Origin of the sequence: Pseudomonas sp. HMSC076A11, from assembly GCF_001810205.1 — a bacterium.
Lineage (GTDB): Bacteria > Pseudomonadota > Gammaproteobacteria > Pseudomonadales > Pseudomonadaceae > Pseudomonas > Pseudomonas aeruginosa.
The window spans coordinates 452248-477173 of record NZ_KV800287.1 but is presented as its reverse complement, the minus strand read 5'-3'; the positions used below and the strand labels follow the sequence as shown (position 1 = coordinate 477173).

Sequence of the window (24926 nt, the reverse complement as noted above, 5' to 3'; positions counted from 1 at the left end):
AACAGGTGTGAATGAGGAAAACGGAATTCAGCGGTGAAAGGCAGGGACGGGAACGAAAGGAATCGGCCATTTCCCGGTTGCGCTGACCGGTTGCTGGAAATGAGCGTGTCGTTCGAGAAAGACGCGTTCCGCTCTGAAACAAGAGAACAGTATCCGCTAACGGCCGTGGTCACTCCGGTGAATACGGCGAAGGACGGTGAGTATTGATGGAAAGTTACTCGAAAGTCGGTATGCAGGAACTTGACCAGCGCCTATCGAAGATCGTCGAAGCCGCACGCAAGAAACCGGTATCGGTTTATCGATATGGGGCGCCATGGGTCTGGATAGTGTCCCAGGAAGATTGGCAGGGTGCGCTCAAGGAAGTGTCCAGCTATATACCGCCGGGACATTCCCTGGCGTTGCTGAAACCGCAAATAGAAAGTCTCCTTGTCGAAGAGGCGAAAGTCCTCTCGGCGCTTGCCCGCGAACATGGCATGCAGTTGGCCCCGGAGCCGCTGATCCACGCGCTGCTGCTGCAACTGCTGTACGCGATTCCCAGCGAGCAGCAGTTGTATGAGCAATTGAACTACAACCTGCTGTATCGCTGGTTCGTCGGCCTGGAAATGAAGCAGAAGATCTGGAATTTTCCGGTTTTCGTCAGCGATATAACCGTCCTGCTGAACAGCGCGGAGGCGGTAAGGATAATAGGCAGGATTATCGGGGAAGTGATTTCCGGGGATCTCATGCAGATGCCGGAGTTCTCCCTGAACTTCGCCTTGTTGCATACATGGCAAGCGCGCCATGGCGGAGCGCGACGGCTGAATATCTAGCACGAAAGTGAAAATAGAAAAGAACGAGATTTCATAAGGGCGGGCGCCGTTTTTAACAGGTTGTTCATGCGTCGCCGCTAGTTTGTTGTCTTTCACAGAACTGTTCGATGAACGGACTTGTTGCATTAGAACAATAAGTCCCGATGGAACTTCGGGGGACCGTGTGAAGCGTTCGCTGTTCAATTGTGCGCACCCGTTTCGCCAGCGCTGGTCGATCGGTTGCCTGGCTGTCGCATTGTCGTGCGCTTCGCTGGCCGACGAGGCCCCTCCCGCCGCGGCGGGAGCCGAGACCCAGCGTCTGGTGGACATCAACGAGTACGTGGTACGCGGCAACACCGTGCTGGACAACCGCGCCATCGAGGCGGCGGTGTATCCCTTCCTCGGACCGCAGCGCAGCCTGGGCGACATCGAGGGGGCGCGCGATGCGCTGCAGGCCGCCTACCAGGAGAAGGGCTACCAGTCGGTCTACGTCGAGCTGCCGGAGCAGCAGGTGAGCGGCGGGGTGGTCTACCTGCAGGTCACCGAGACCACTGTCGGTCGCGTCCGGGTGGTCGGCGCCAAGCACTATTCGCCGGTGGAGTTGCGCGAGGAAGTGCCGGCCCTGGAGGAGGGCAAGGTGCCCGACTTCGCCCAGGTCCAGCGCGAGCTGGCGCAGGTCAACCGCACCCCCGGCCGCCAGGTGCTGCCGATGGTGCGCGAGGGCCAGCGGCCCGGCACCATGGACGTCGACCTGCAGGTGGAAGACAAGAATCCCTGGCACGCCAGCATCGGCCTGAACAACGACTACAGCGCCGACACCCGTCACTTGCGCTCGGTGGTTTCGCTGGGCTACGACAACCTCTGGCAACTCGGCCACGCCATCTCGCTGACCTATTTCACCGCGCCGCAGGACCAGGACAACGCCAAGGTCTGGTCCGGCTCCTATACCGCGCCGCTGAGCCAGCGCTGGAGCGTGCAGTTGTCCGGCTACCAGTCCGACAGCGACGTGGCCACGGTGGGCAGCATGAATGTGGTCGGCCAGGGCCACTCCTATGGCGTCGCGGCGATCTACAGCCTGCCGGTCACCGGCCTCTGGTCGCACTCGTTCTCCTTCGGCGTCGACTTCAAGGACTTCGAGGAACAGACCCGGATCGGCGGCAACAACGACAGGGTGCCGATCAAGTACGCCCCGCTGACTCTCGGCTACAACGGCTTCCGCTACACCGAACGTTCCCAGTTGGCCCTTGGCCTGAGCCTGGTGGCCGGTACCGGCAGTCTCCTCGGCTACGGCGACGACGACGAGGAATTCGACCGCAAGCGTTATCGCGCCAAGTCCGGCTTCGGCGTGCTCAAGGGCGATCTCAACCACACCCTGACCTTCGGCGGCGACTGGCAGGTGGCGACCAAGGCGGCCTTCCAGCTCGCCTCCGGGCCGCTGATTTCCAACGAACAGTTCGCCGCCGGCGGTGCCACCAGCGTGCGTGGCTACCTGGCGGCGGAGAACACCGCCGACGACGGCTACCTGCTCTCCCAGGAATGGCGTACGCCGTCCCTCGGACGCTTCCTCGGCAAGCGCGCCGGCAGCTATGTCAACGACTGGCGCTTCTACGTGTTCGCCGAGGGCGCGCAACTGCGCCTGCAGGATGCGCTGCCCGAGCAGGACGACGACTTCAGCCTGGCCAGCGTCGGCATCGGCACCCGCGCGCAACTCGCCGACTGGCTGTCCGGCAGCCTCGACTGGGCCTTCCCGCTGCTGGAAGGGACGAACACCGACAAACACGACTCGCGCCTGCATTTCAGCGTGCAGGCGAGCTTCTGACGCTGACCCCGGAGTAACCCCACATGTATCGCTTATTGCTGACATCGCTGATCTGCCTGGGCCTGCTGGCCCCGGCCAGCGCCAGTGCCTGGTGGCAGGACGACTGGCAGTACCGCAAGCAGGTCTCGGTCGATACCACCCCGCAAGGCGCGGCGATCAACGACAGTCTCGGTCGCCTGCCGCTGCTGGTGCGCCTGCATACCGGCAACTTCACCTTCGACGGGGTCAACGAGAACGGCTCGGACATCCGCTTCGTCGCCGCCGACGACAAGACCGTGTTGCGCCACCAGGTCGAGAGCTTCGACCCGCTGATGGGCATGGCCCTGATCTGGGTCGACGTGCCGCGGGTGGAGGGTGGCCAGCGCCAGGACATCTGGATGTACTACGGCAACGCCAAGGCGCCGGAGAGCGGCAACGGCCAGTCGGTGTTCGACCCGGACTACACCCTGGTCTATCACTTCGACGGTGCGCCGGGCACTCCGCCGCGGGACTCCACCGCCTACGCCAACAATGCGCAGACCGCCGCCGGCAGTCCGGTGGAGGGCGTCATCGGTCGCTCCGCGCAACTGCTGGGCCAGCCGCTGCTGCTGCCGGCCAGCCCATCGCTGGCGGTGAGCGCCGGTGGCACCTTCAGCTTCAGCGGCTGGGTGCGTCCCGACCAACTGGCCGGCGAACAGGTCCTGCTGTCGCGCCGCGAAGGCGGCAACGCTCTGTTGGTCGGCCTGGCCCAGGGCGCGCCCTTCGTCGAGCTGAACGGTCAGCGCGCTGCCGCCAGCCAGGCCCTGGCGCAGGGGCAATGGCAGCACCTGGCGCTGGTCGCCGACGGTACCCGGCTGGCGCTGTATCTCGGCGGTCGCGAAGTCGCCAGCCTGGCGGCGGCGCTGCCGGCGTTCAGCGGCGCGATCGCCATCGGCGCGGAAGGCCAGGCCGCGCCTGCGGCCGCCACTGAGGCGGCAAGCGGGGAAGGTGAGGCGAGCGCCGCGGCGCCGACCCTGCAACCCTTCCAGGGCGCCATCGACGAGTTGCGCCTGTCGAAGATCGCCCGCCCGGCGGCGCTGCTCCTCGCCGATGCCACCGCCCAGGGCGCCGAGTCGCGCCTGGTGGCCTACGGGGTCGACGAGAAGCAGTCCGGCTTCGGCTTCGGCAAGCTCGGCTTCCTGCTCAACGCAGTGCCGCTGGATGCCTGGGTGATCATCGCGATCCTGGCGCTGATGATGGTCCAGTCGTGGGTCATCATGTACCGCAAGAACCAGAACGTCGGCCGCGTCAGTCGTGCCAACGGGCTGTTCCGCGAGCGCTTCGCCGAGGTCGGCACGCGCCTGGAACTGCTCGCCGACGACCGCGAGCTGGCTGCCCGCCTGCAACACTCCTCGCTGTGGCGCCTGTACCAGGTGGCGGTGAAGGAGATCCGCACCCGCCGCGAGCAGGGCGCCGACACCTCTTCCGTCTCCGCGGCCACCATCGAGGCGATCCGCGCCTCCATGGACGGCGTGCGCACCAAGGAGAACCAGCAGCTCGGCTCGCGCCTGTCGAGCCTGTCCAACGCCATCGCCGGCGGCCCCTACATCGGCCTGCTCGGCACCGTGCTGGGGATCATGGTGGTGTTCCTCGGCACCGCCATGGCCGGCGACGTCAACATCAATGCCATCGCCCCGGGCATGGCCGCCGCCCTGCTGGCCACGGCCATGGGCCTGTTCGTCGCGATCCCCGCGTTGTTCGGCTACAACCGCCTGGTCACGCGGAACAAGGAAGTCAGCGCGGACATGCGGGTGTTCGTCGACGAGTTCGTCACCCGCCTCGCCGAGGTACATGGCGAAAGCCAGCTCAGCGAAGTGGCCCATCGTCGCAACGGCCAGCCGTTGCCGGCCTGAGGAGAACGCCATGGCTTCCGTGAACAGCAGCCACGACGATGACGACGACGGCGCCGTCGACAGCATCAACATCACCCCGCTGGTGGACGTGCTGATGGTGGTGCTGGTGATGTTCATCCTCACCGCCACCGCCCAGGTCGCCGGGATCCAGATCAACCTGCCGAAGGCCAGTGCCACCGTGGCGCTGTCGCAGCCCAAGACCAAGGCGATCTCGGTGAACGACGCCGGCCAGGTGTTCCTCGACGCCTACCCGGTGACCCTGCCCGAGCTGGAGGACCGCCTGCGTACGGAGAAGGCCCTCAACCCCGACTTCCCGGTAGTGGTCCGCGGCGACGCCACGGTGCAGTACCAGAAGGTCATCGAGGTCCTCGACCTGCTGCGCCGCCTGGAGCTGTCCCAGGTCGGCCTGGTCACCGGCAAACCGACCTGAGGCCCGGGATGAACATGTCCGCCGATCCCAAGCACACCCCCGAGCCGAAAAATGCCGCGCCGCTGTCCATCGACGGCCGCCCGGCGAACCCGACCCTGCGCTACCTCAAGTGGGGCCTCGGCGCGCTGCTGCTCGCCGGCCTCGCCTGGCTGGTCTGGGAGTGGGCCAACGACATGAGCGGCGTGCGCCGCGAGGCGCCCAAGGTGCCGGCGATCATCCCGCTGCCGCCACCGCCTCCGCCGCCGCCGGAAAAACCGCCGGAACCGGAGCAGCCGGTGGAAGAGGAAAAGATCGTCGAGCCGGAACCGCAACCCGAACTGGAGGAGGTCAAGCCGCAGGAGGAAGCGCCGCCGTCGCCGGCCGACGACCTGGCCGACCCGATGCAGATGGATGGCGACGCCCAGTCCGGCTCCGACGCTTTCAACATCGGCGCCGGCAAGGGCGGCGGGATGGCCGGTTCCGGCGGCGGTCGCGCCGGCAACGCCAGCTATAGCCAGTACCTGGCCTACGCCTTCCAGCGCCTGCTGCGGGACAACCCGGAGCTGCGCAACCTGGCGTTCCGCCTGCAGGCGGAGATCTGGCTGAGTTCCTCGGGGGATATCACCCGGGCCGAACTGACCCGCTCCAGCGGCGACCCCGAGACCGACCAGAAGGTGCTGGCCGCGCTGCGCGCCGCCGGCCGCCTGGAAGAACGCCCGCCGGCTTCGCTGACCCTGCCGGTGCGCATCGCCCTGCAGGGCAAGCGGCCGGGATGAGAAGACGCCAACCCAGAATGATTTCCGGCAGGCGACTGCCTTGAAGGACCTTAGGAGCCGTACACAGATGAACGCGAAAGTGAACCGACTGGCGCTGGGGATGGGCGTCATGCTCGCCGCGCTGGCCGGCCAGGCGCAGGCCCAGCCGCCGGCGCCCTCGGAGAACGCCACGATCAACCTGATCCGCCTGCTGGTACAGCAGGGCGTGTTGAAGAAGGAACAGGCCGATGCGCTGGTCAGGCAGGCCGAGGCCGAGGCGCAGCAGGCCCAGCAGGCGCGCCAGGCCGTGGCGCCCGCGGCGGCCGTTGCCGCTGTCCCCGGGGAGGTCCGCGTACCCTATATCCCGCAGGTGGTGCGCGACCAGATCCGCGACGAAGTGAAGGCCGAGGTAATGACCCAGGCCAAGGCGGAGAATTGGGCGCAGCCCAACGCCTTCCCGGACTGGGCCTCGCGCATCAGCTTCGACGGCGACGTGCGCTTGCGCTACGAGTCGCGCTCCTTCGGCAACGGCAACAGCAACCAGATCACCGACTTCGCCGAACTCAACGACGACGGTCCCTATGACGTCAACCCGAATACCAGCTCGGGCCTGCCGCCGCTGCTCAATACCCGCGAGGACCGCGACAGCCTGCTGCGCCTGCGCGCGCGCTTCGGCCTCAAGGCGGCGCTGTCGGAAAGCTGGAGCGCCGGCATCCGCATCGGCACCGGTTCGGACAACAACCCGGTGTCGACCACCCAGACCCTCGGCGGCGGCTTCGGCAAGAAGGACCTCTGGCTCGACCAGGGCTACCTGACCTGGAAGCCCAGCGAGCGCCTGAGCCTGACCGGCGGGCGGATCGCCAATCCGTTCCTGTCCACCGACCTGCTGTATTCCAACGACCTCAACTTCGACGGCGTGGCGGCGATCTTCAACCAGCCGCTGAGCCGCGATGTCGCGCTGTTCGGCACGGTCGGCGCGTTCCCCGTGGAATACAGCTCGGATACCGCCTCGTCGAACGGCTTCGACAAGGAAGACAGCGACAACAAGTGGCTCTACGGCGCGCAACTGGGCGCCACCTGGAAGATCAACCCGCAGCACAGCCTTACCGGCGCGCTGGCCTACTACCGCTTCGACGATATCGAAGGGCGGCGTTCCAGCCCTTGCCGGCCCTGGGCCGGAGATCCGGAGTGTGACACCGACGGCAGCCGTCCGACCTTCATGCAGAAGGGCAACACGGTGTTCCTCCTGCGCGACATCGTGCCCAACCCGGCCGACCCGGCGAACACGCCGAACCCGCAGTACGTCGGCCTGGCCTCGGAGTTCAATCTGCTCGACCTGAACCTCGGCTGGGATGCCGAGCTACCCAACGACTTCAAGCTGCGGGTGGCCGGCAACTACGTGCACAACCTGGGCTACGACGAGGGCGACATGCGCAAGCGCGCCGGCGGTGTGGCGCAGATCGCCAACAACCTCGGCTCCGACGGCGACATCAAGAGCGGGGCGAACGCCTGGATGCTCCAGTTCACCCTGGGCAACGCCCTGGACATGCGCGACGCCGGCGACTGGCAGGTCTTCGCCGCCTACAAGTACATCCAGCCGGATGCCCTGCCGGACGGTTTCAACGATTCCACCTTCCACCTTGGCGGGACCAACGCCAAGGGCTACATCCTCGGCGCCAGCTATGGCTTCGACAAGCGCGTCTACGGTACCGCGCGCTGGCTCAGCTCCGACGAGGTCTACGGCGCACCGTTCTCCATCGACGTCCTGCAACTCGAGGTCAACACGCGCTTCTGAGCGCTCCTCGAGGCAGACCATGAAGAGGCAGACCATGAACACGCGACCTTTCTCATTACCGATCTGGGCCCAGGCGCTGCTCGCCGGGGCCGCCTTCGCCGCCTACGCCAGCCAGGCGGCCTACGCCGACAGCCTGGAGGAACGCCTGCGCACCCAGTTGCGCAGCACCACCCAGCAACTCCAGGTGCTGCAGACCGAACAGGCCCAGGCCGCCGCGGCGAAAGCTGCGCTGGAGAGCCAGCGCGATGCGGCGCTGGCCCAGGTCAAGCAACTGAGCGCCGAGCTGACCCGGGCCAAGGGCCAGGCCGAGCAGCTCTCGGCCCAGCAACAGGGCTTGCACGACCGGGCGCGGCAGATGGTCGAGGCGAGCAACGAGCAACTGGGCAAGTACAAGCAGGCCTACGACGAGTTGCTGGTCATGGCGCGAGCCAAGGAGGCCGAGCGGCAGAAGCTCGACCTGGCGTTCCGCGAGCACGACCAGCAGTTGCAGCAGTGCACCGCGAAGAATCGGGAGATGTATGGCGTGGCCAAGGAGATCCTCGGCGCCTACGAGAACGTCAGCGTCGCCGAGGTGATGAAGATCCGCCAACCGTTCGCCAGCGGTGCGCGGGTGAAATTCGAAGAGATGGCGCAGAAGCTCGGCGACGACCTCTACAAGACCCAGGTCGAGAACCGCCAGGCGGCGCTCGCCCAGTGAAATCCGACAGCAAACCAGGAACCCGGACATGAACGACATCACCCTGATCGAACACCTTTCCGTCGACAGCCTGACCGAGGCCTTGCAGGACGCCGGCTACCGGGTCAACCGCAGCGAGCAGAACGGCGTCGTGCAACTGCTCAGTGCCAGCCAGGGAATCGGCTACGCGGTGCGCTTCGGCAATCCGGCGGCGACGCCGGCGAGCTACCTCGACTTCACCTTCAGCTGCGCCCTGCGCGTGCAGGGCGAATTGCCCGCCGGGCTGACCGAGCGCTGGAATCTCAGCCGGCGCTTCGGCCGCCTGTCGCAGCAGGGCGAGTTCCTGGTGATGGAAATGGACGTGATCGTCGCCGGCGGCGTCAGCCCGGCCAACCTGCGTAGCCATATCGAACTGTGGGATCGCCTGCTGCAGGAGTTCATCGCCTATCTGCGCGACTACAGCCGCCTGGCCGCGGAGCAGCAGGGCATGGCGCAGGATGCCGGTCAACCCGTCGATGGCGAGGCCTGAGCCGATGCGGCCGGCATTTCGTTGCGGCATCCTGGCGTTCGCGCTTGCCGTTCTCGCCGGCTGTGGCCAGCGCGAGGACGGCGGCGCGGGCCAGGCCCAGGCCGCGCTTGCCAAGCCATCTGCCAGCGCCGCCGCGGAACCCGCGGTGGCCCGCCTCGGCGCCTTGCAGGTGGCGCCGGACGAACTGAAGGCGCTGCTGGCCGAGGTGCCGGCGGAAACCCGCGCGCAGTTGAGCGAGAACCGCGACGCACTGGAACGCTGGATGCGTGCGCGGCTCGCCGAGAAGGCGCTCTACGAACAGGCCAGCGCCCAGGACTGGCAACAGCGTCCGCAGGTGAAGACGCTGATCGATGCGGCGGCGCGGCAGATCGTCCTGCGTACCTACCTGGAGTCGGTGAGCACGGTGCCCGAGGACTACCCCAGCGATGCCGAACTGCAGGCCGCCTACCAGGCGAACAAGGCGCAACTGGCTGTACCGGCGCTGTACCGGGTCAGCCAGATCTTCATCGCCGCCTCTGCGGCCGGCGGGCTTGCCGAAGCGCGCAAGCGCGCCCAGGAACTCTACCGGCAGGCCGCGGACGGCGACTTCGCCGAACTGGCGCGCAAGCATTCCGACGACCCGCAGACCGCCCGCAACGGCGGCGACATCGGTGGGTTGCTGGCGCAGGCGCAACTGCTGCCGGCGATCCGTCCGGCGCTGGAACGGCTAAAGGTCGGCGCGGTGTCCGAGCCGATCCAGGGCGCCAACGGTTTCCACCTGGTCAAGCTGACCGAGCGTCGCGACGCCCGCCTCGCCACCCTCGACGAGGTCCGTGGTCGCCTGCGCGAAAGCCTGCGCGCGCAACGCCAGGAGCAGATAGCCAAGGCCTACCTGGATGGCCTGGTGAACAACGCTACCCTGAGCATCGACGGCGCGTTGCTCGGCAAGACCCTGGCGGAACTGCACTGATGGACGGCATCCCGGAGGCCAGGCGTGGGCCGCGCGCGAGCCGCTGGCGGCACCTGCGCAGCTGGCTGTTCGGCGAGCCAGAGCGGTTCCGCGACGAACGCCAGCGGCTCTGGGGCGCCTATGCCGCATGGCTCGGTGAGCAGGTCCAGCAGCGCCTGGGCGAAGACGCCGAAACCGCGCCGCGGCTGCTGGCCTTCCTGGAGTCGCGGCGCGCGGCGGGGCAGTTGCCGAATACCGACATCGACCTGCGGGTCTGGCTCGACGAACGCGGCTGGATCGTCCGTCTCGCCTGCCTGCGCAGCGACGCCGAGCCGATCGAGAATGAACTGCGGCGCGCGCTGATGGACCGTTCGTTGCGCCTGCCGCCGCCGGAACACATGCCGCAGCCGATCGAACTGCGGATTCGCCTCATGCCTGGACGCTAGCGAGGAAGCATGGCCCTATCGGAGTCCGCCGGGCAGCGCCCGGCACTGCTCAGGCCCGCGCAGGGACGCGACGACCGTGCCTATTGGCACGAGCTGTTCGGTTCTCTGGAGGTGGTGCATTTCTTCCTGGTCACCGCCCGTTGCGGCTGTTTCATGCAGGCTGCGCGCAGCCTGGACGTCAAGCCGACGCTGCTGCGCAAGACCCTGGCCCGGCTCGAGGAGCGCCTCGGCCTGCATCTGTTCGTGCATGAGGGCAACGCCCTCTCGCTGACCCGCGAGGGCCGCATCGTCCAGGCCGCCGGGCAGCGCCTGGTCGAGGACAGCCAGAGCCACGCCGATCTTCACCGGCAACAGCCGCTGGTGCGACTGGCGGTGGCCGAAAGCGTCCTGCACGATGTGCTCAGTCGCGAGCTGTGGGGCTACCTGCGCAAGAACGCCAACCTGCGCGTAGCCCTCGCCGAGTTGCGCGAGGGCTGGCCGGAAAGCGCAGGGCCGGCGGAGATCGCCATCTGGATCGCCGATCCGGGGCAGCCGCATCCGGCGATGGAAGGCCACTTCGCCGCACCGGCGCGCATCGCCGAGCTGGAGTACCAGCCGCACATCGGCAAGCGCTATTCGCGCGAGCGCACGCGGCCGGCCAGCGAGGACGAGCTGGACGACTACCTGCTGGCGCAGCTCCACGGTCACGCCGCCAGCGCCGCCCTGGCGCCCTGGAACCGGCGAGTGGCGGCTCGCCAGTCGGGAGTGATCGAGGTGCAGAGCCACGACCTGCTGCTACAGGCGATCCTCTGGGGCGCCTGCATCGGCCTGCTGCCGCATTACGCCGGACGCCTGGAGCGCAACCTGGCGGCGTTGCCGCAGGTCTTCGACGAGCCGATGCGGCGGGAAGTCTGGATGAGCGTGCAGCCGGAAGCGGAGAACCGCGTGGAGGTGCGTGCCTTGCTCGATCTGATCGAGCACGCCTTCGACGACCGGCGCGACTGGTTCGGACGCTGACCTTGCGGGCTTGACGGCGGCCGCCATAGCCGACACCGTTTCGCCACGGAACGGTTGACGGAAGGTACGCGATGACGGAGCGGCATTGGCAGGGCGAGGTCTGGCTGGCGCGGGACCACGCGCTGTTCGCCGGGGTCAACGGCGATACTCGCGAGCACGCGCACTATGCCCACCAGTTGCTGCTGGCGGAGACGCCGCTGCGGGTGCGCGTCGCTGGCCAGGTACTGGAGGCCCGGCGCTTGCTGGTGCCCTCGCTGCAAGCCCATTGCGTCGAAGCGTCGCAGCCGTTGCTGGCGCTGTACGCCGAGCCGCTGGCGTTCGACAGCGACGACCTGCGTCAGCTTCTCGAGGACGCTCCCGGCGAGCCCGAGGCGTTGCTGGGGCGGCTTGCGCGGCTGCCTCGTCGACGGCTCGACCGCCGCGTCGAAAAGGCCCTGGCGGCGCTCGACGAGCAACTCGCGGCGCGGGTCGAGGCGGAAAGACTGGCGCGCAGCGCCAGTCTTTCGCTGAGCCAACTGGAGCGGCTGTTCGCCGTCCAGGTCGGCCTGTCGGTGCGCCGCCTGGTGCTCTGGCGCCGCCTGTACCTGGCCTTCGCCCTGGCCTTGCAGGGGCGCAGCCTGACCGAGGCGGCCCATCACGCCGGCTTCGCCGACGCCGCGCACCTGTCGCGCAGCGTACGCAGCCTGCTCGGTATCCGCGCCGGCCTGTCGCTGCCGCACCTACGCCTGGCCGGCTGAACGCCCCAATCCTTCCGGCGGCTGTGGGACGTGCCTGCTGCGTGGCAGGTCGCGGAATGGCGCGAGCAACTGGCCGGCATAGTCGCGGGGATAGTCAGGCTGGTCGCCGATGCCCATGTCGGTGCTGTCCAGGCGGTAGTCGGGACGATGGAGGGCGGTGCCGAACAGGCGGTCCCAGACGCTGAAGAACAGCGCGAAGTTGACGTCGCCGGCGCGCCCGTAGCGGATGTGGTGCAGGCGATGCAGCGGTGCCCAGGCGAACACATGGCGTAACCCGCCGATGCGCATGTCGACGTTGCTGTGTTGCAGCAGCAACTGGATGCCGATGGCGAAGGCGAGCAGCGCGGCGACCGTCTGCGGCACGCCGAGCAGCAACAGCGGCAGGGTGCCGCCGAGCGCTTCCAGGCCCAGGTGCAGGGGATGCTTCATCAGCCCGTTGAAACCGTACAGGCGCTGCACGCTATGGTGCACCGCGTGCAGCCGCCAAAGCAGCGCCGAACGGTGGCTGGCGTAGTGCACCAGGGTGATGCCGAGATCGGCCAGGACGATCGCCAGCAGCAGTTGCAGCCACAGCGGCCAGGCCTGCGGCCATACCGGCCAGAAGCCCAGGACTCCGGCCAGCAGTGGCAGGGCGAGGATGCCAAGTGCGTTCAGGCTTTCGTTGACCGACGCGTGCAGGACATCGCGCAGGCGGTCGGCGTGCGGCCGGTTCCAGCGTGGCTGGTAGGGCAGTCGTCGTTCGGCGAGAAAGGACAGGCCGAGCGCCCCGAGGAACAGGGCGACCAGCCAGGCGTGGGAAGCCTGGCGATAGCCGACCTGCCAGGTCGCCAGGCCGATGAAGCCGGACCAGAAGAGGGGCGCGTAGGCGTAGCGCAGGAAGAACTGCATGGTGGGACCTCCGGATGAATGAGGTCCCCAGCGTCGCCCGCGACAGGCCGGCGGCGCTTGAACGAACCGCGCAAGTTCTCAGTCGCGCAGCACCAGCGGCGCGCCTCCCATGTCCCCGCGACCCGGCCAGGTCTCGCGGGCCAGCCAGGCCCCAACCAGGCAGACCAGGTTGGCCAGCAGCAGGTAGCCCAGCGGCGACAGCGGACTGCCGGTGACGCCGATCAGCCAGGTCACCACGATCTGCGCGGTGCCGCCGAACGCGGCGACGCCGGTCGCATAGACCAGGGAAAAACCGGTGGAGCGCAGCGCCCGCGGGAAGCTTTCTACCAGCAGCACGATCAGTGCCGCGCCGCTCATGCCATGCAGGGCCGAGAGCAGGGCGAGGACGGCGAGGAAGACTGCCGGCTCGGGGTGACGGGTCATTGCCTGCAGTGCCGGGAACAGCACCGCGAGCAGCGCCAGGCGCGGCAGGATCAGCACGGCGCGGCGCCCGTAGCGGTCGCAGAGCACGCCGCCGAGCAACGCCGAGAGCGCCAGTGCGGCGCCGGCGACCAGCGTCGAGAGCATCGCGATGCCCGCCGGCAGGTGTAGCTCGGTAAGGGCGAAGGTGGTCATGTAGTTGAGGAAGTACTGGGTGATGGTGCTTCCGGAGAGGATCAGCAGACCGAGCAGCAGGGCCCGCCGATGATTGCCGAACAATTCGCCGAGCAGGCTCCGGGTGCTGGCCTGGCGGCCGCGTCCGGCAAAGGTCTCGGCCAGGTTGAGGCGGATGTACAGGCCGATCGGCAGGACCAGCAGGCCGGCCGCGAAGGGAATCCGCCAGCCCCATTCCTGCAGTTGGCGCTCGTCGAGCCAGAGGGTGAGCAGGTAGCCCATCAGCCCGGCGGCGACCGCCGCGATGCCTTGCGCTACGACCTGCCAGCAGGCGTAGGTGCCGCGCTTGTGCGGCGGTGCCGCCTCGAGGATGTAGGTGGTCGCCGGCCCGGCCTCGCCGCCCCAGGCCAGGCCTTGCAGCAGGCGGGTCAGCACCAGCAGCAGCGGCGCAGCCGGGCCGATGCTGTCGTAGCCGGGGAGCACCGCGATGCCGCCGGTGCCCAGCGCCATCAGGAACAGGGTAAGGAGCATCGCCGGCTTGCGCCCGGCGCGGTCGGCGTAGGCGCCGATAAGGACCGCGCCGAGGGGGCGGATGACGAAGCCGACGCCGAACGCGGTGACCGACAGGAGCAGGCTGACGAAGGCGCTGTCGGAGGGGAAGAAAGTCCGTCCGATCATCACCGCGAAGGTGGCATAGACCCCGAAGTCGAAGAATTCCACGGCGTTGCCGAGGACCACGGCAAAGACGCTGCGGCGGCTGGCCGGATCGGCGGCCGCCGGGGGACGGGGGGGGGGGCGCATGGCGAAGGCCCTCTCGGAGTGACGACTGAAACACTCAGGCCTGGAGCCGAGCGACGAGCGGCTGCCGGCTTCAGTCAGCCGGCGGCCGTGGCCAGCCGTGGATCGGACCGCGCCAGCCTTCGTAGGTCTTGCCGATGCGCAACAGCCAGGTATCGGCGAAGCGCGGCGCGACCAGTTGCAGGCCGATCGGCATGCCGGCGGCCGTGAAGCCGCAGTTTATCGAGAGCGCGGGCTGTTCGCCCATATTCCACGGCACGGTGAAGACGATGTGCTCGAATGGTCGCTGCGGATCGTTCAGCGGCGAGGCCCAGTCGGCGGGGAAGGCCTCGACCTGGTTGGTCGGCGTCAGCAGCAGGTCGATCTCGCCGAACAGCCGGGCGGCGCGCCGGCGCATCTCGAAGGTCTGGTTGAAACCGCGCACCGCATCGACCCCGCTGACCCGTGCGCCGCCCTCGGCCCAGGCGTGGACATAGGGCAGCACCCTGGCCCGCCGCGTCTCGTCGAGGAGCAGCAGTTCGCTCCACAGGCGGGCGCGCCAGAAGTCGTTCAGGCCGTCGAGCAGGCTCCGGTCCATCAGCGGTTCGACGATCCTGAGCTGGGCGCCGTGCTCCTCGAACAGCCGCGCCGCGGCCTCGATCGCGGCGCGGATTTCCGCGTCGGGCTGCAGGCCGCAGCCGGGGTCGAGTTGCAGGCCGACCCTCAGGCCGCGCACCGACAGCGGCTCGGCGCTCCAGTCCAGCACTTCCGGCGGCAGGCTGGTGGCGTCGCGGGCGTCGGGCTGCGCGAGGTAGCGCATCAGCAGCAGGCAGTCGTCCATGCAGCGGGTCATCGGACCGGCGCAGCGACCGGTGTAGTAGGGGTCGATGGGGATCCGCCCGAGGCTTGGCTTGAAGCCCACCAGGCCGCACCAGCCCGCCGGCAGTCGTACCGAGCCGCCGATGTCGGTGCCCAGGTGCAGCGGTCCGTAGCCGGCGGCGGCCGCCGCTGCCGCGCCCGAACTGGAGCCGCCGGTATTGTTGGCCAGGTTCCAGGGATTGCGGGTGACTCCGTGGAAGCTGGAGAGGCCGGATGAGAGCATGCCGAAGTCTGGAACCGTAGTCTTGGCCAGGACGATCGCGCCGGCTTCGCGCAGCCGAGCGGCCGGTGGCGCGTCGCAGGGCGCGGGTTGCAGGGCGGTGGCGGCGCTGCCCAATGGGATAGGTTCGCCAGCGGTCGCGATCAGCTCCTTGATGGTTACCGGCAGCCCGTCCAGCGGGCCTTTGGGCTGTCCCTTGCGCCAGCGATCGGTGGCCGCCGCGGCCTGTTCGCGAATCCGTTGCGGGTCGAAGCGATACAGCGCGTTGAGATGCGGTTCCCAGCGCTGGATGTGGGCCAGCAGATGCTCGTAGTACTCGCCAGGCGAGAGTTCCCGGCGGGCGAACAGTGCCAGCAGGCGGGTTCCCGGGAGGTCGTGCAGCGCGGTCATTCAAGCTCCCTCGAAGAACGGCCGCGGGCGTCAAGCGGCCGGCCTACCCGTTGTTGGGCGGCGATTCGAAACCAAGGTGTATCGGGGAGGTATAGCCCATGACCGGCGAATCTTCGCGGTGACGGACTCAGCTCTCGTGATGGAGAAGGAAGCGCTTCAACCGGCGGAAGGTGGTGCGGTTCCACTGCCGCAGCGGCAGCGAGCGGAGCAGTTGCCAGGCATGCCGCTTGTCCGCGACCACGGCGTATTTCAGGGCCTTGTTGACCAGCTCCGTGCGGCCGCGCTCGTAGGCGGGATGCGACTGGTAGGGGGCGATGGTGCGCAGGTCGGCATCGAGCAGCACCTTGTAGCGCCGCGACAGGTTGTCGGGGTGGCGCCGGTAGCGGGTGACCAGCACCGGCAGCTTGTGGATCTGGTAGCCCTGGCTGGCGATGCGCAGGGTCATCTGGAAGTCCTGCACCTTGATCTCGGGATCGTAGAAGCCGGCTGCGCGCAGGGCCTCCATGCGGTACAGGGACACCGGGGCGCCGCAGACGTAGGCGTTGCCGAGCAGGTAGTCGAAGTCCAGCTGGCGGATGCGATTGCCGTTCTGCCGCTTGGTTTCCTGGCCTTCGCTGTCGATGTAGATCACCAGGGCGCCGACGCAGCCGACTTCCGGGTGCTGGTCGAGGTACGCGGCGCGCACGCTCAACGAGTGCGGCAGCATGATGTCGTCCAGGTCCGGCGTGGCTACGTAGTCGCCGCGGGCGTGTTGCAGACCGAAGTTCAGCGCTGCGCTGACGCCCTGGTTCTGCTGGCGGTAGAGCTGGAAACCGTGGACTTTCTGCAACTGCTCCAGCATGGCGTAGCTGTTATCGGTGGAACCGTCGTCGACGATGATCACTTCGAAATTCGGGTAGTCCTGCTCGTAGATGCTGCGCAGGGCTTCTTCCAGGTACTTTTCCGCGTTGAAGCAGGGTGCTACGACGGATACCAGCGGGGCGTCCGTCGTGCCTGAGTGCTTGCTGGAAGTGGCTTCTTCAATCATGTGTCGTTCTTGTCACTCGTCTTGCCCGGTAGCCGTTCCAGGAGGCCGCCGGTCATGAAGTCCTGCGATCGTTCCGGCGATCGTTGCTCGGCACGGGCTGGCGGAAACACAGCGTTTCGTTCCGCCGGTACGGTCGCTGGAGTGGCTCTGGCACGCATGCCTGGATGGCCAGGCATCGCGACAGTACACCGTTGGAAGCATAGAGGGTAGGCCATCGGGCCCGAGAAAAATCCTCGACCTCCTTCGTCCAACCGTCAGGCCGAGGCCTGGCGCTGTTTCCAGTGCCGGTACAAGGCGGGGATATCCCCAGTACACAGCAGTGGCATGGCTGCCTCGATATCGGCCAGTGGCCAGTCCCACCAGGCCATTTCCAGCAGGTTCTGGATATCGCCATCGGAAAAGCGCTTACGAATGGTCCGGGCCGGGTTACCGCCGACGATGGCATAGGGCTCGACATCGCCGGTCACCAGCGCGCGGCTGCCGATGATGGCTCCGTGGCCGACCCGTACGCCTGGCATGAACATCGCCTCGGTACCGATCCAGACGTCATGGCCGATCAGCGTGTCGCCGGCTGGCTGATAGCCGTTCACGGCGCCGGCGAAGACAGGCTCTTCGTGCATGAAGTGGAAGGGGAAGGTCGACGCCCATTCGGCGCGGTGTCCCTGGTTGCCGGCCATGATGAAGGCGGCGCCACTGCCGATCGAGCAGAAACTGCCGATGACCAGCTTGTCCACGTCGTCGCGGTCCGGCATCAGGTAGCGGGCGCAGTCGTCGAAGGAATGCCCGTGATAGTAGCCGGAGTAGTAGCTGTAGCGCCCCACCCGTATGTTCGGGTTGCTGACCTGTTCCGAGAGCAGCTTGCCCCTGAAGGGGCTCTCGAAATAGTTGCCCATGACCGTCGTCCCTGTCCGTCGAAACCGCCAAGGGTAGCGCCTGGCGGGATAGCGGGCCAGCCTGGCGTGACGGCTGGCAGCCGCATCGGCGTTCAGCAGGCCGGACTGCTGAACGGCCAGGCCTGGAAAGGCTCCGAATAGTGCCTGCCGTGACGTAAGGCGAAGGGGAGTGCGTTGGCTTGTTGGTGCAGTTCCTCATTGTCGACGTTGAGGCAAAGCATCTGGATGTCCTGTGCTACCAGCAGCCGGTTCAGGTACTCGATGCTCTTGCGCTGGCGCAGGTTACGCGTCAGCGGGCCGGGGGCAAGCAGGCGCGCGTCCAGGCCCAGGTAATCGCAGAGGCCGGCGTCGACCTCGGCGAAGCACTGGCGAGCGTCGGTATCGATGCGTTGCGGGTGCAGCGCGATGCGCACGCCGCTGTCGCGTAGCCGGGCGAGGGACGCCAGGTACTCCGCCGAGGCGGGTTCCTGCTCGTCGATGGCCAGCAGCAGGCAGAGTTCGACCTGGTGCTGCTGCAATTGCCTGGCCGAGGCCAGGATCCGCTCGCAGACCCCGGCGTTGCCCAGGCTGCTGGCATGCAGGGGAATGAAGTTCTTGCCGAGCAGTTCGAGGTCGGTGTTGTGCCGGTGCACGCACAGGAGGCGCGCCAGCAGGTGCTTGACCGCCGCCTCGGCAAGCAGCGGCGGTGCGCCGGAAAGGAAGGCCGACAGGTCGACGCGCTGGCGCCGTTCGCGCAGGGAGAGCTTGCTGCCGACCAACGCGCCGTTCCTCGCATAGATGCCATGGGCGAAGAGCTCGAATCCGTCGTTCGCATCACGGTTGCCGAGGCAGAGCCATTTCAATGGCGGGGGCGTTCTGTCTGTCGCAGTCATAAGTGATGGCTCTATGGGCAAATCTCGCCAAGGCGCCCGGGCATGGAGCCCGCACGCAGGGTTGAGGGGTATCTAGCGGAGACGACCCTACCTCCCACGAATCAAGGTCTTTCGTCGGAAAACCCAGGGGGCAGGTAGGGGATCGGCTCGGCAATCGGCCGCCGAGGGTACTTCCGGTGTCGCCGCCAGGCCTGGTTGGTGGCGGCTTTTTCTCTGGTCTGTGCAGTGGTTCCGCTGTTACCGATTTTTCCGAGTGCGTTTGTGTTGCGGCATCGTTCGTTGGCGTCAGTCGGCGCCGATGCTGTCGATGAAGTCCTGGATCAGCGGTGAGGCTTGCTGTTTGCGCCAGACGAAATGGATATCGCTGGAGTCCAGGCCGGCTACCGGTTCGGCATGGAAACCCCGTCGCGTGGAGGGCATGCGTGCAACGAAGCTCTCCGGCACGCAGGCGAAGCCGAGACCGGCCTCGATGCAGGCGAAGAGGCTCGGGTAGGACTCGATTTCCAGGGTCGCACGCGGCTGGATACCGCTCTCCGCCAGCCAGCGGTCGACCTGGCGGCGGTAGTGGCAAGTGTGGCCGAACACATAGAGTTCGAGGCCGGCGAGGTCCTCGGGAGTGGGCGCCGGCAGGTCGGCGGGAGTGACCCGCAACAGGCGCTCGCGGAAGGCCAGGCGGCTGGCCAGCAACGGGTGTTCGATGGGGCCGTCGGTGACGATCAGGTCCAGCTCTCCTTCCATCAGCAGACGCTCGAGCAGCAGCGAATGCTCCGGGCGGATGTGCAGTTCAACGCCCGGCGACTCGCGGCGGTAGCGGGCCAGGCGCTGGGGCAGGTGATTGGCCAGGGCCACGTCCAGCGCGCCGACCCGTAGCGCGCCGTGCGCCTGGTCGCCGGCGAACAGCGCGGCGGTCTCGTCGGCCAGCGCCAGCAGGCGCCGGGCGTGGCGGTACAACAGGCGGCCCTCGGGGGTGACCAGCAGGCGGTTCCTTTCGCGATTGAACAGGGCTACGCCGAGTTGTCCTTCGAGTTCGCGCAAGCGGGTAGTGATGTTCGACGGCACGCAATGCAACTGTTCGGCCGCGGCTGCGATGGTGCCGCGTTCGACCACCGCGCAGAAGAATCCGAGTTGAGAGAGTTTCACATCATTCTCTTTAAGTGAGCGATTTGCTGATTATTGATTACTTTTAATGAGTGAAAGGCCACCCTAGCATGGACCTCGCGATCGCTTCCAACCCCATTTCACGAGGAAAGATTCCATGACCTACCACGTACTGGTTCAGTTCGACGTTCCCTCCGACAAGCGCGAAGCGTTCGCCGCGGCAGGCCTGTTCGATGCCAATGGCTCGTTGCAGAACGAGCCGGGCACCCTGCGCTTCGAGGTGATCCGCGACGAGAACAACCGCAACCGCTTCTACCTCGACGAGGTGTACGAAGACGAGGCGGCGTTCCTCCAGCATTGCCGCAACGAAACCATCGCGCGCTTCTATGAACTGATCGACAGCTACGCCTTCGGTCCGCTTTTCCTGTTCAAGGGCTACCGCGTCGAAGGTTGATCCCCGCTCCGGCGGCTCGCCGCCGGACTCCACGGAGAATTTCCATGCGAATCCTGCACAGCATGCTCCGCGTGGCCGATCTCGAGGCCGCGCTGGAGTTCTACACCCGCGCCCTGGACATGCGTCTGCTACGGCGCCGGGACTATCCCGAAGGCCGCTTCACCCTGGCCTTCGTCGGCTACCAGGACGAGCGCGCGGCCGCTGCCCTGGAGTTGACCCACAACTGGGACCGGGACAGCTACACCCAGGGCGACGGCTACGGCCACCTGGCCATCGAGGTCGAGGATGCCGCCGTCACCTGCGCCCGGGCCAGGGCGCTGGGCTATCGGGTCACCCGCGAGGCCGGGCCGATGCAGCACGGACGCAGCGTGATCGCCTTCCTCGAAGACCCGGACGGCTACAAGGTGGAACTGATCCAGAAGGGCACCCAGTTCGATTGAGTCCGCGACCAGGGGGCGACATAGCGGCTGCTGTCGTTCCGGCTCAGCCGCTGGCGTCGAATGCGGCGTGGAAGGCCACTATTCCTTGCGCCATGCGCCCGCTGAAGGACTGCGCCTGGAAGTATTCGGCGGGAACGCCGGGCAACGCCAGGCCGCTTTCCACCCGAAAGCCGAAGCGCGAGTAGTAGGTCGGTTCGCCCAGTACCACGCAGCCACCCGCGGGCAGCAGTCGCAACTCGGTGAGCAGGCGCCGGACCAACTGCGAACCGAGACCCTGGCGCTGCCGCCCGGGCGCCACCGATAGCGGCGCGAGGCCGTACCAGTCGCCCGCTTCGCCATCGATGGTCACTGGTGAGGCCGCGATATGGCCGATCACCTGGCCGTTCGCTTCGGCCACCAGCGAAAACGTCAGCGCGCCGGCACGGCGCAGGGCGTCGACGATGTACTGCTCGGTATGGCTGCTGTGCGTTTCGTTGCGGAACGCGGCTTCGGTCAGGCGGGCGATGGCGTCGATGTCGCCGGGCGTTTCCGCACGGATGGAAATATTCATGCAAGCACTCCTCGGAACCCCCGCCTTGTCCCGGCGGGGGCAATGGAAAAGGAAGGGGGTCAGCGATTGTCCGCCTGCGGGCGCACGGCTTTCAGCCCGGCCATGGATATCCGGTAGGGCCTGCCCTGGCGGGAGTGGACCAGGCCCTTGTTCTTCAGCCTGGAGAACACCGCCAGGGTGCAGTCGAGCAGCAGGTGGCCGTCGCGGTTGTAGCACTCGACGCGGGTGATCTTGCCCGAAGCGTCGCGAAGGAAGGCGATATGGCCGCCCTGGGCCAAGGCGTGAAGCGTCCGTTGTTCCGGCTTGGAAACGTTCATGTCGGTAGAACCTGTAATCATCGGTGTGACAACGCGGCCGCACGGCGCGAAAAGGCGCGTGCGAGCCATGGCGAAGGCAGATAACCGGCGACACCTCGTGCGGGATGACGAAGTGGCGGTTATCGGATGACTACTATCTCCAACATGCAAGCCTCGGATCGGGGAGGGCGCAGCCACGAAAGCGTGCTGCGATGCGGCAGTCTAACGAAGCTGGCGAAGCGACGGCAAGGAACTGCCTGCGTCGCCATGCCGCTGTGCGACGCTTGCGGCTTTGTGAGGGAGTTCGCCTCGCCCCGCGGCGGTCCGCGCTTTCATTATCGGGGGAAGCGGGAGGTATCCATGTTTCGCACGGCGCTGACGCTGTTCATGTCTTCGTTGGCAATTCCTGCCGTCGCCTCGATGAGATGCGGCACGCACCTGGTGGACGAGGGCGACAGCGTCGAGCAAGTCCTGGAAAGGTGCGGGCAACCGCTGAGCAGGATCGTCAACGAGCCTGCCCTGCGCAACAACGGCGTGCCCAAGTTGAATGCCGCACGCACCGAATTCTGGGTGTATGGCCCCAGTGGAGGCGTCTACCGACACTTGCGCTTCATCGATGGCAAGCTGGTCGAGATTCGGCTCGAGCGGAAGTGATACGAGGCTGTTGAGGAGTTATTCCTACAGATAATTACTAATTTGCTGCGGAACACCGTGAAAGAGCGCTGAGAGAGAAGACGAGCCGGGTGCGGGCCCAGGTGGATGCGTCTTCCGTCGTGTAGGAATTGCCCGATATCGGGCGGCGGGGCGGAAGGTTGCGGGCCACCCTGATCGCATACCTGAAAAGTTGGCGGCGTAATCTCCGCGATTTTCAGGCGAGGACGCGTCGTGTTGAAGTTATTGGTCGTGGTTGCTTCCCTTTTCATCTGTGGAGGCATGGCCATGGGAGAGCCAGGGGGGGCGGATGGGTTTTCCGCTGTCGCAGCGGTCGATCCGGGAGCGAACCCCGAAGCGCAACTGGACGAGGAGCCTCAGGAGGTCAGCGAAGCGCCGGTCTATCGCGTGGATGACCTCACCTTCCTGTACCTCACCCATGAGGTCTATCTGGAACCCTACGTTTCCTGCCGTCCGAAAGTCCTGGGCGAACGTTCGTACGTCGCCTGCTGGAACGAAACCTATTCCGGCCGCTCCCCGCTGAATTTCTGGGAATACGACGGGGGCGACTTCCTCGCCCTCAACGACCCGGCACGTGTGTTGGCCGAGGGAAAGTTCGCCAGCGAGCAGCGCATCGGCGAAGCGCCCCTGCCGCTGCCCCTGGATATCGATCTGGACCAGTTGGAGCGGGCCTACTCGCTGATGATGTAAAGGAGAGGAACCTTCCGGCTGCGTCTCCGCCGAAATCCATGGGGGCGCTTCCGATCTTTCCCGGGCTTTACGCGGTAAAGCCTGAAAACAGAAAGCCCCTGGCACTGGTTGGTGTCAGGGGCTTTTGCATTGGGATCTGGAGCGGGCGAAGGGAATCGAACCCTCGTCATGAGCTTGGGAAGCTCAGGTAATGCCATTATACGACGCCCGCTCGGATGGCTTTTGCGGCCAGGGCGCCTTTTTACCAGATGCGCGGCGGCAGGTGAAGCCCGGGGCGGGGTTTTTGTTGATTTCGCTGGGTTTTTCCGCCAGGGGAGCGGGGCTCCCCGTGGCGGTGGCGGTTAGCTGGCGAGGGCGGCGAGGGGGACGCTGGCGCCGTTGGGCTGGGGGCGGTAGATCGGGTTGAGCGGCTGCGTGCGCTGCGGGCGGAGGAAGGCCAGCAGGGCGTCCTGGGTCTGCTGCCAGGCGGCCTTGTGCTCGACGTCGATGAAGTGGCCGGCATTGCGGATGGTGTGGAATTCCGCGCCGCGGATCAGTTGGCCGAACTGGCGGGCTTCGTGGGGCGTGGTGTAGATGTCCAGCTCGCCGTTCATGAACAGCACCGGGATCTCGATGCCGGCGAAGCTCTCGGTATAACTATCGGCGTTCAGGCGCAGCACTTCGCGGATATGGAAGTGCATCTGGTGGTATTCGTGCTCGTCCAGGCTGCTGACGTGGCGGAAGTTGTAGCGCTTGAACAACTGCGGCAGGTAGCGGCCGATGGTTTCGTTGACCAGGTTGCCGATCTGGGTGCGATCGCAGGCGGCGAGGTAGTCGAGGCCGCGATGCAGGTAGTCGAGCATGGCCGGGTTGAGCTGAGGCGAGAATGAGTTGACCACCGCCCTGCGGATCCGTCCGGGACGTTGCGCCAGGGCCAGTAGGGTGGCGACGCCGCCCCACGAGAACGACATCACTACCTCGGCACGGAAGCGTTCGATCAGTTCCAGCAGGATCCTGGCCTCGCATTCCTTGCTGATCGGCGTGTGGTTTTCGTTATGGGGTTTGGACTGGCCGGCATACGGCTGGTCGTAGAGCACCACGTTGTAATGCGGCTGCAGGTACTTCACGGTCTGGGCGAAGGACGCTGTGGTCGACAGCGAGCCGTTGACCAGGATGATGGTCTGCTGCGCCGCGGGGTTGCCGTAGAACTCGGTGTGAATCCTGTATTGCCCGTGGATCTCGATGATGGCTGTTTCCGGCCTCATGTCGCTTCCTCCTGGAATCGTTCGATGGGAACGCGGCGACCTGCTTGTCGCGGCGAATACAAAATGCTCATGGGCAGATGAAAGCGCCTCCCAATGACAGTTGAATGTCATTCGGATGGATTTAATAAACTTTTGATTTTCAACGACTTACAGGCAAATAGAGAGCGTCCGAAATCCTCTCGGATTTTGGCGAAGCGGCTATTGGCCGGGCAGGAAAGGCCGGCGCCGAAGCGCGGGCAGTCACGCGGGCTTTCTTGGAAGTCGTTTGTGACTGGTCAGTCACAACGTGAGCGTCAGTTAAGCAGCCGGCGTGCCGGGCTGCAAGCCCTGTTTCGCTTTTGGATGGGGGAAGGGGGGCTGGAATCCGACGAAATGCCGCGAGGCAAGTACCGATGCTGCGATTTCGGGATGCCGGGAAGGAAAGGGACGGCGCGGCCGCCGCCCCGGCGGTTCATTTGAGCAGGCTGGCGATGACTTCCGGCGTACGCGCCGCACGTGCCACGGCGCAGCTCTGCGGGGCGAGGAAGCGCGAGGTTTCCAGCCACTTCGGCTGCGGGTAGTAGGCGAACACGTAGCTGCCGCGCTTGAGGGTGTTGATCAGCCGGGCGGCCACGGCCGGGCGTACCGCAGGGCAGCCCTGGCTGCGGCCCAGGCGACCGAGTCCGGGAACCACCCTGGGATCGGCGTAGGCAGCGGAATGCATGACGATGGCGCGTTCTTCGCTCTTGTCGTTGAAGCCCGGCTCCAGGCCAACCAGGCGCAGCGACTGACCATGCTTGCCGGTATAGAGCTGGCCGGTCTGGAACAGCCCGATCGACGACTGGTAGCTGTTCGGCCGGTTGGAGAAGGAGGTGGCAAGGTCATCGCCGCTGTTCTTGCCGTGGGTCACCCACTCTTCGAAGAGCAGCTTGCGGGCCTTCAGGTCGAATACCCAGAGACGCTTGTCGCGCGACGGCCGCGAGTAGTCGATCACCGTCAGCAGGCCGTTGTCGCCGCCCTGGCTGGCACTCGCGCAGGCATAGGCGGTAAGGGCCAGTTCGAGGGTCGGCAGGCTGGCCTGGGGAGCGAGTTTCTGCAGGTCCTTGGCGGAGGGAAGTGGCATGGCGAATACCGGCCCGCTGGCCAGTGCGCAAAGGGTGGCGCCCGCCAGGCTCAGCCTGCGCAGGGCGGCACGGAGGAAGGTTGGCATACGA

27 protein-coding genes and 1 tRNA gene are annotated in these 24926 nt (G+C 66.5%); 16 read left to right on the top strand and 12 right to left on the bottom strand.

The window, feature by feature from the left end; translation table 11 throughout:
* The first annotated feature begins 206 nt into the window (after positions 1 to 206).
* From HMPREF2716_RS30005 to HMPREF2716_RS09890, 12 genes are all read left to right on the top strand, one after another.
* Positions 207 to 809 (top strand): transposase, encoded by a 603-nt coding sequence (locus HMPREF2716_RS30005; RefSeq protein ID WP_003116532.1) that lies wholly within the window; start codon positions 207 to 209, stop codon positions 807 to 809.
* Positions 810 to 972: 163 nt separating this feature from the next.
* Entirely contained in the window at positions 973 to 2607 is a 1635-nt protein-coding gene (locus HMPREF2716_RS09940; RefSeq protein WP_003098453.1) for a ShlB/FhaC/HecB family hemolysin secretion/activation protein, read from the top strand.
* A gap of 23 nt (positions 2608 to 2630) precedes the next feature.
* Positions 2631 to 4478: a DUF2341 domain-containing protein gene (locus HMPREF2716_RS09935; protein ID WP_003134444.1), complete on the top strand. Its 1848-nt coding sequence runs from the start codon at positions 2631 to 2633 to the stop codon at positions 4476 to 4478.
* Between the two features lie 10 nt (positions 4479 to 4488).
* Positions 4489 to 4908 (top strand): ExbD/TolR family protein, encoded by a 420-nt coding sequence (locus HMPREF2716_RS09930; RefSeq protein ID WP_003085366.1) that lies wholly within the window; start codon positions 4489 to 4491, stop codon positions 4906 to 4908.
* Positions 4909 to 4916: 8 nt separating this feature from the next.
* Positions 4917 to 5663 (top strand): energy transducer TonB family protein, encoded by a 747-nt coding sequence (locus tag HMPREF2716_RS09925; protein ID WP_003098450.1) that lies wholly within the window; start codon positions 4917 to 4919, stop codon positions 5661 to 5663.
* 67 nt (positions 5664 to 5730) lie between these two features.
* Positions 5731 to 7437 (top strand): putative porin, encoded by a 1707-nt coding sequence (locus HMPREF2716_RS09920; protein ID WP_003123057.1) that lies wholly within the window; start codon positions 5731 to 5733, stop codon positions 7435 to 7437.
* Between the two features lie 34 nt (positions 7438 to 7471).
* Entirely contained in the window at positions 7472 to 8134 is a 663-nt protein-coding gene (locus tag HMPREF2716_RS09915; protein ID WP_003116527.1) for a hypothetical protein, read from the top strand.
* 28 nt (positions 8135 to 8162) lie between these two features.
* Complete coding sequence (locus tag HMPREF2716_RS09910; protein ID WP_003085375.1) at positions 8163 to 8642, top strand: YbjN domain-containing protein; 480 nt, start codon at positions 8163 to 8165, stop codon at positions 8640 to 8642.
* Positions 8643 to 8646: 4 nt separating this feature from the next.
* Positions 8647 to 9591 carry a peptidylprolyl isomerase gene (locus HMPREF2716_RS09905; RefSeq protein WP_003116526.1) on the top strand — a complete coding sequence of 315 codons (945 nt, stop codon included), beginning with the start codon at positions 8647 to 8649 and terminating at the stop codon, positions 9589 to 9591.
* Entirely contained in the window at positions 9591 to 10016 is a 426-nt protein-coding gene (locus tag HMPREF2716_RS09900) for a hypothetical protein (RefSeq protein ID WP_003110838.1), read from the top strand. Before HMPREF2716_RS09905 ends, HMPREF2716_RS09900 begins: the two co-directional genes overlap by 1 nt.
* Before the next feature lie 9 nt (positions 10017 to 10025).
* Complete coding sequence (locus HMPREF2716_RS09895; RefSeq protein ID WP_003098443.1) at positions 10026 to 11012, top strand: LysR family transcriptional regulator; 987 nt, start codon at positions 10026 to 10028, stop codon at positions 11010 to 11012.
* 71 nt (positions 11013 to 11083) lie between these two features.
* Positions 11084 to 11749: a helix-turn-helix transcriptional regulator gene (locus tag HMPREF2716_RS09890; RefSeq protein ID WP_003116524.1), complete on the top strand. Its 666-nt coding sequence runs from the start codon at positions 11084 to 11086 to the stop codon at positions 11747 to 11749.
* Here the strand turns inward: HMPREF2716_RS09890 and HMPREF2716_RS09885 are convergent.
* The 7 genes from HMPREF2716_RS09885 to HMPREF2716_RS09855 all read right to left on the bottom strand — a co-directional run bounded on the left by HMPREF2716_RS09885 (position 11732) and on the right by HMPREF2716_RS09855 (position 19429).
* Positions 11732 to 12637 (bottom strand): sterol desaturase family protein, encoded by a 906-nt coding sequence (locus HMPREF2716_RS09885; RefSeq protein ID WP_031800285.1) that lies wholly within the window; start codon positions 12635 to 12637, stop codon positions 11732 to 11734. The two genes, HMPREF2716_RS09890 and HMPREF2716_RS09885, sit on opposite strands and share 18 nt — an antisense overlap.
* A gap of 78 nt (positions 12638 to 12715) precedes the next feature.
* The gene (locus HMPREF2716_RS09880) at positions 12716 to 14032 is read right to left on the bottom strand and encodes an MFS transporter (protein ID WP_070621875.1); all 1317 of its coding nucleotides are present in this window, start codon (positions 14030 to 14032) and stop codon (positions 12716 to 12718) included.
* A gap of 70 nt (positions 14033 to 14102) precedes the next feature.
* Positions 14103 to 15497 carry an amidase gene (locus HMPREF2716_RS09875; protein WP_070621874.1) on the bottom strand — a complete coding sequence of 465 codons (1395 nt, stop codon included), beginning with the start codon at positions 15495 to 15497 and terminating at the stop codon, positions 14103 to 14105.
* Between the two features lie 127 nt (positions 15498 to 15624).
* Entirely contained in the window at positions 15625 to 16524 is a 900-nt protein-coding gene (gene migA / locus HMPREF2716_RS09870) for an alpha-1,6-rhamnosyltransferase (RefSeq protein ID WP_003120802.1), read from the bottom strand.
* 254 nt (positions 16525 to 16778) lie between these two features.
* Positions 16779 to 17417, bottom strand: a complete 639-nt coding sequence (catB, locus tag HMPREF2716_RS09865) for a type B chloramphenicol O-acetyltransferase (RefSeq protein ID WP_031801450.1) — start codon at positions 17415 to 17417, stop codon at positions 16779 to 16781.
* Between the two features lie 92 nt (positions 17418 to 17509).
* Entirely contained in the window at positions 17510 to 18289 is a 780-nt protein-coding gene (toxR, locus tag HMPREF2716_RS09860; protein ID WP_003141130.1) for a toxA transcriptional regulator ToxR, read from the bottom strand.
* 285 nt (positions 18290 to 18574) lie between these two features.
* On the bottom strand, positions 18575 to 19429 hold the full coding sequence (locus HMPREF2716_RS09855; protein WP_031801449.1) for a LysR family transcriptional regulator: 855 nt from the start codon (positions 19427 to 19429) through the stop codon (positions 18575 to 18577).
* Between the two features lie 115 nt (positions 19430 to 19544).
* Between HMPREF2716_RS09855 and HMPREF2716_RS09850 the strand changes: the two genes are divergently transcribed.
* Both HMPREF2716_RS09850 and gloA read left to right on the top strand, forming a co-directional pair.
* Positions 19545 to 19841, top strand: coding sequence for a heme-binding protein (locus tag HMPREF2716_RS09850; protein WP_003085421.1), 297 nt, complete (start codon positions 19545 to 19547; stop codon positions 19839 to 19841).
* 44 nt (positions 19842 to 19885) lie between these two features.
* Entirely contained in the window at positions 19886 to 20281 is a 396-nt protein-coding gene (gloA, locus tag HMPREF2716_RS09845) for a lactoylglutathione lyase (protein WP_031801448.1), read from the top strand.
* Positions 20282 to 20324: 43 nt separating this feature from the next.
* Here gloA and HMPREF2716_RS09840 read toward each other — a convergent pair whose 3' ends face one another.
* Both HMPREF2716_RS09840 and HMPREF2716_RS09835 read right to left on the bottom strand, forming a co-directional pair.
* Entirely contained in the window at positions 20325 to 20831 is a 507-nt protein-coding gene (locus HMPREF2716_RS09840) for a GNAT family N-acetyltransferase (protein WP_017148753.1), read from the bottom strand.
* A gap of 59 nt (positions 20832 to 20890) precedes the next feature.
* Positions 20891 to 21148 carry a YjhX family toxin gene (locus HMPREF2716_RS09835; RefSeq protein WP_003085431.1) on the bottom strand — a complete coding sequence of 86 codons (258 nt, stop codon included), beginning with the start codon at positions 21146 to 21148 and terminating at the stop codon, positions 20891 to 20893.
* A 339-nt stretch (positions 21149 to 21487) separates the two neighbouring features.
* On the opposite strand from HMPREF2716_RS09835, the gene HMPREF2716_RS09830 reads away from it, so the two are divergent.
* Entirely contained in the window at positions 21488 to 21781 is a 294-nt protein-coding gene (locus HMPREF2716_RS09830; protein WP_003141121.1) for a DUF2845 domain-containing protein, read from the top strand.
* 231 nt (positions 21782 to 22012) lie between these two features.
* Complete coding sequence (locus HMPREF2716_RS09825) at positions 22013 to 22489, top strand: hypothetical protein (RefSeq protein WP_012614484.1); 477 nt, start codon at positions 22013 to 22015, stop codon at positions 22487 to 22489.
* 137 nt (positions 22490 to 22626) lie between these two features.
* Here HMPREF2716_RS09825 and HMPREF2716_RS09820 read toward each other — a convergent pair.
* The 3 genes from HMPREF2716_RS09820 to HMPREF2716_RS09810 form a co-directional block, all read right to left on the bottom strand.
* Positions 22627 to 22700 (bottom strand) — tRNA-Gly (locus HMPREF2716_RS09820).
* A 130-nt stretch (positions 22701 to 22830) separates the two neighbouring features.
* Positions 22831 to 23733 (bottom strand): (R)-3-hydroxydecanoyl-ACP:CoA transacylase, encoded by a 903-nt coding sequence (phaG, locus tag HMPREF2716_RS09815; protein ID WP_003098365.1) that lies wholly within the window; start codon positions 23731 to 23733, stop codon positions 22831 to 22833.
* A gap of 451 nt (positions 23734 to 24184) precedes the next feature.
* Positions 24185 to 24922: a murein L,D-transpeptidase catalytic domain family protein gene (locus HMPREF2716_RS09810; RefSeq protein ID WP_003085453.1), complete on the bottom strand. Its 738-nt coding sequence runs from the start codon at positions 24920 to 24922 to the stop codon at positions 24185 to 24187.
* Positions 24923 to 24926: the final 4 nt, after the last annotated feature.

What these genes read in the sequence shown, in the direction of transcription:
- HMPREF2716_RS09935 (WP_003134444.1), top strand. Translation starts at nt 2,631, where the DNA reads ATGTATCGCTTATTGCTGACATCGCTGATCTGCCTGGGCCTGCTGGCC.
- phaG (WP_003098365.1), bottom strand. Translation starts at nt 23,733, where the DNA reads ATGAGGCCGGAAACAGCCATCATCGAGATCCACGGGCAATACAGGATT.
- HMPREF2716_RS09915 (WP_003116527.1), top strand. Translation starts at nt 7,472, where the DNA reads ATGAACACGCGACCTTTCTCATTACCGATCTGGGCCCAGGCGCTGCTC.
- HMPREF2716_RS09810 (WP_003085453.1), bottom strand. Translation starts at nt 24,922, where the DNA reads ATGCCAACCTTCCTCCGTGCCGCCCTGCGCAGGCTGAGCCTGGCGGGC.
- HMPREF2716_RS09890 (WP_003116524.1), top strand. Translation starts at nt 11,084, where the DNA reads ATGACGGAGCGGCATTGGCAGGGCGAGGTCTGGCTGGCGCGGGACCAC.
- toxR (WP_003141130.1), bottom strand. Translation starts at nt 18,289, where the DNA reads ATGACTGCGACAGACAGAACGCCCCCGCCATTGAAATGGCTCTGCCTC.
- HMPREF2716_RS09910 (WP_003085375.1), top strand. Translation starts at nt 8,163, where the DNA reads ATGAACGACATCACCCTGATCGAACACCTTTCCGTCGACAGCCTGACC.
- HMPREF2716_RS09835 (WP_003085431.1), bottom strand. Translation starts at nt 21,148, where the DNA reads ATGAACGTTTCCAAGCCGGAACAACGGACGCTTCACGCCTTGGCCCAG.
- HMPREF2716_RS09905 (WP_003116526.1), top strand. Translation starts at nt 8,647, where the DNA reads ATGCGGCCGGCATTTCGTTGCGGCATCCTGGCGTTCGCGCTTGCCGTT.
- HMPREF2716_RS09930 (WP_003085366.1), top strand. Translation starts at nt 4,489, where the DNA reads ATGGCTTCCGTGAACAGCAGCCACGACGATGACGACGACGGCGCCGTC.
- migA (WP_003120802.1), bottom strand. Translation starts at nt 16,524, where the DNA reads ATGATTGAAGAAGCCACTTCCAGCAAGCACTCAGGCACGACGGACGCC.
- HMPREF2716_RS30005 (WP_003116532.1), top strand. Translation starts at nt 207, where the DNA reads ATGGAAAGTTACTCGAAAGTCGGTATGCAGGAACTTGACCAGCGCCTA.
- HMPREF2716_RS09875 (WP_070621874.1), bottom strand. Translation starts at nt 15,497, where the DNA reads ATGACCGCGCTGCACGACCTCCCGGGAACCCGCCTGCTGGCACTGTTC.
- HMPREF2716_RS09900 (WP_003110838.1), top strand. Translation starts at nt 9,591, where the DNA reads ATGGACGGCATCCCGGAGGCCAGGCGTGGGCCGCGCGCGAGCCGCTGG.
- gloA (WP_031801448.1), top strand. Translation starts at nt 19,886, where the DNA reads ATGCGAATCCTGCACAGCATGCTCCGCGTGGCCGATCTCGAGGCCGCG.
- HMPREF2716_RS09830 (WP_003141121.1), top strand. Translation starts at nt 21,488, where the DNA reads ATGTTTCGCACGGCGCTGACGCTGTTCATGTCTTCGTTGGCAATTCCT.
- catB (WP_031801450.1), bottom strand. Translation starts at nt 17,417, where the DNA reads ATGGGCAACTATTTCGAGAGCCCCTTCAGGGGCAAGCTGCTCTCGGAA.
- HMPREF2716_RS09885 (WP_031800285.1), bottom strand. Translation starts at nt 12,637, where the DNA reads ATGCAGTTCTTCCTGCGCTACGCCTACGCGCCCCTCTTCTGGTCCGGC.
- HMPREF2716_RS09925 (WP_003098450.1), top strand. Translation starts at nt 4,917, where the DNA reads ATGAACATGTCCGCCGATCCCAAGCACACCCCCGAGCCGAAAAATGCC.
- HMPREF2716_RS09895 (WP_003098443.1), top strand. Translation starts at nt 10,026, where the DNA reads ATGGCCCTATCGGAGTCCGCCGGGCAGCGCCCGGCACTGCTCAGGCCC.
- HMPREF2716_RS09920 (WP_003123057.1), top strand. Translation starts at nt 5,731, where the DNA reads ATGAACGCGAAAGTGAACCGACTGGCGCTGGGGATGGGCGTCATGCTC.
- HMPREF2716_RS09850 (WP_003085421.1), top strand. Translation starts at nt 19,545, where the DNA reads ATGACCTACCACGTACTGGTTCAGTTCGACGTTCCCTCCGACAAGCGC.
- HMPREF2716_RS09840 (WP_017148753.1), bottom strand. Translation starts at nt 20,831, where the DNA reads ATGAATATTTCCATCCGTGCGGAAACGCCCGGCGACATCGACGCCATC.
- HMPREF2716_RS09880 (WP_070621875.1), bottom strand. Translation starts at nt 14,032, where the DNA reads ATGCGCCCCCCCCCCCGTCCCCCGGCGGCCGCCGATCCGGCCAGCCGC.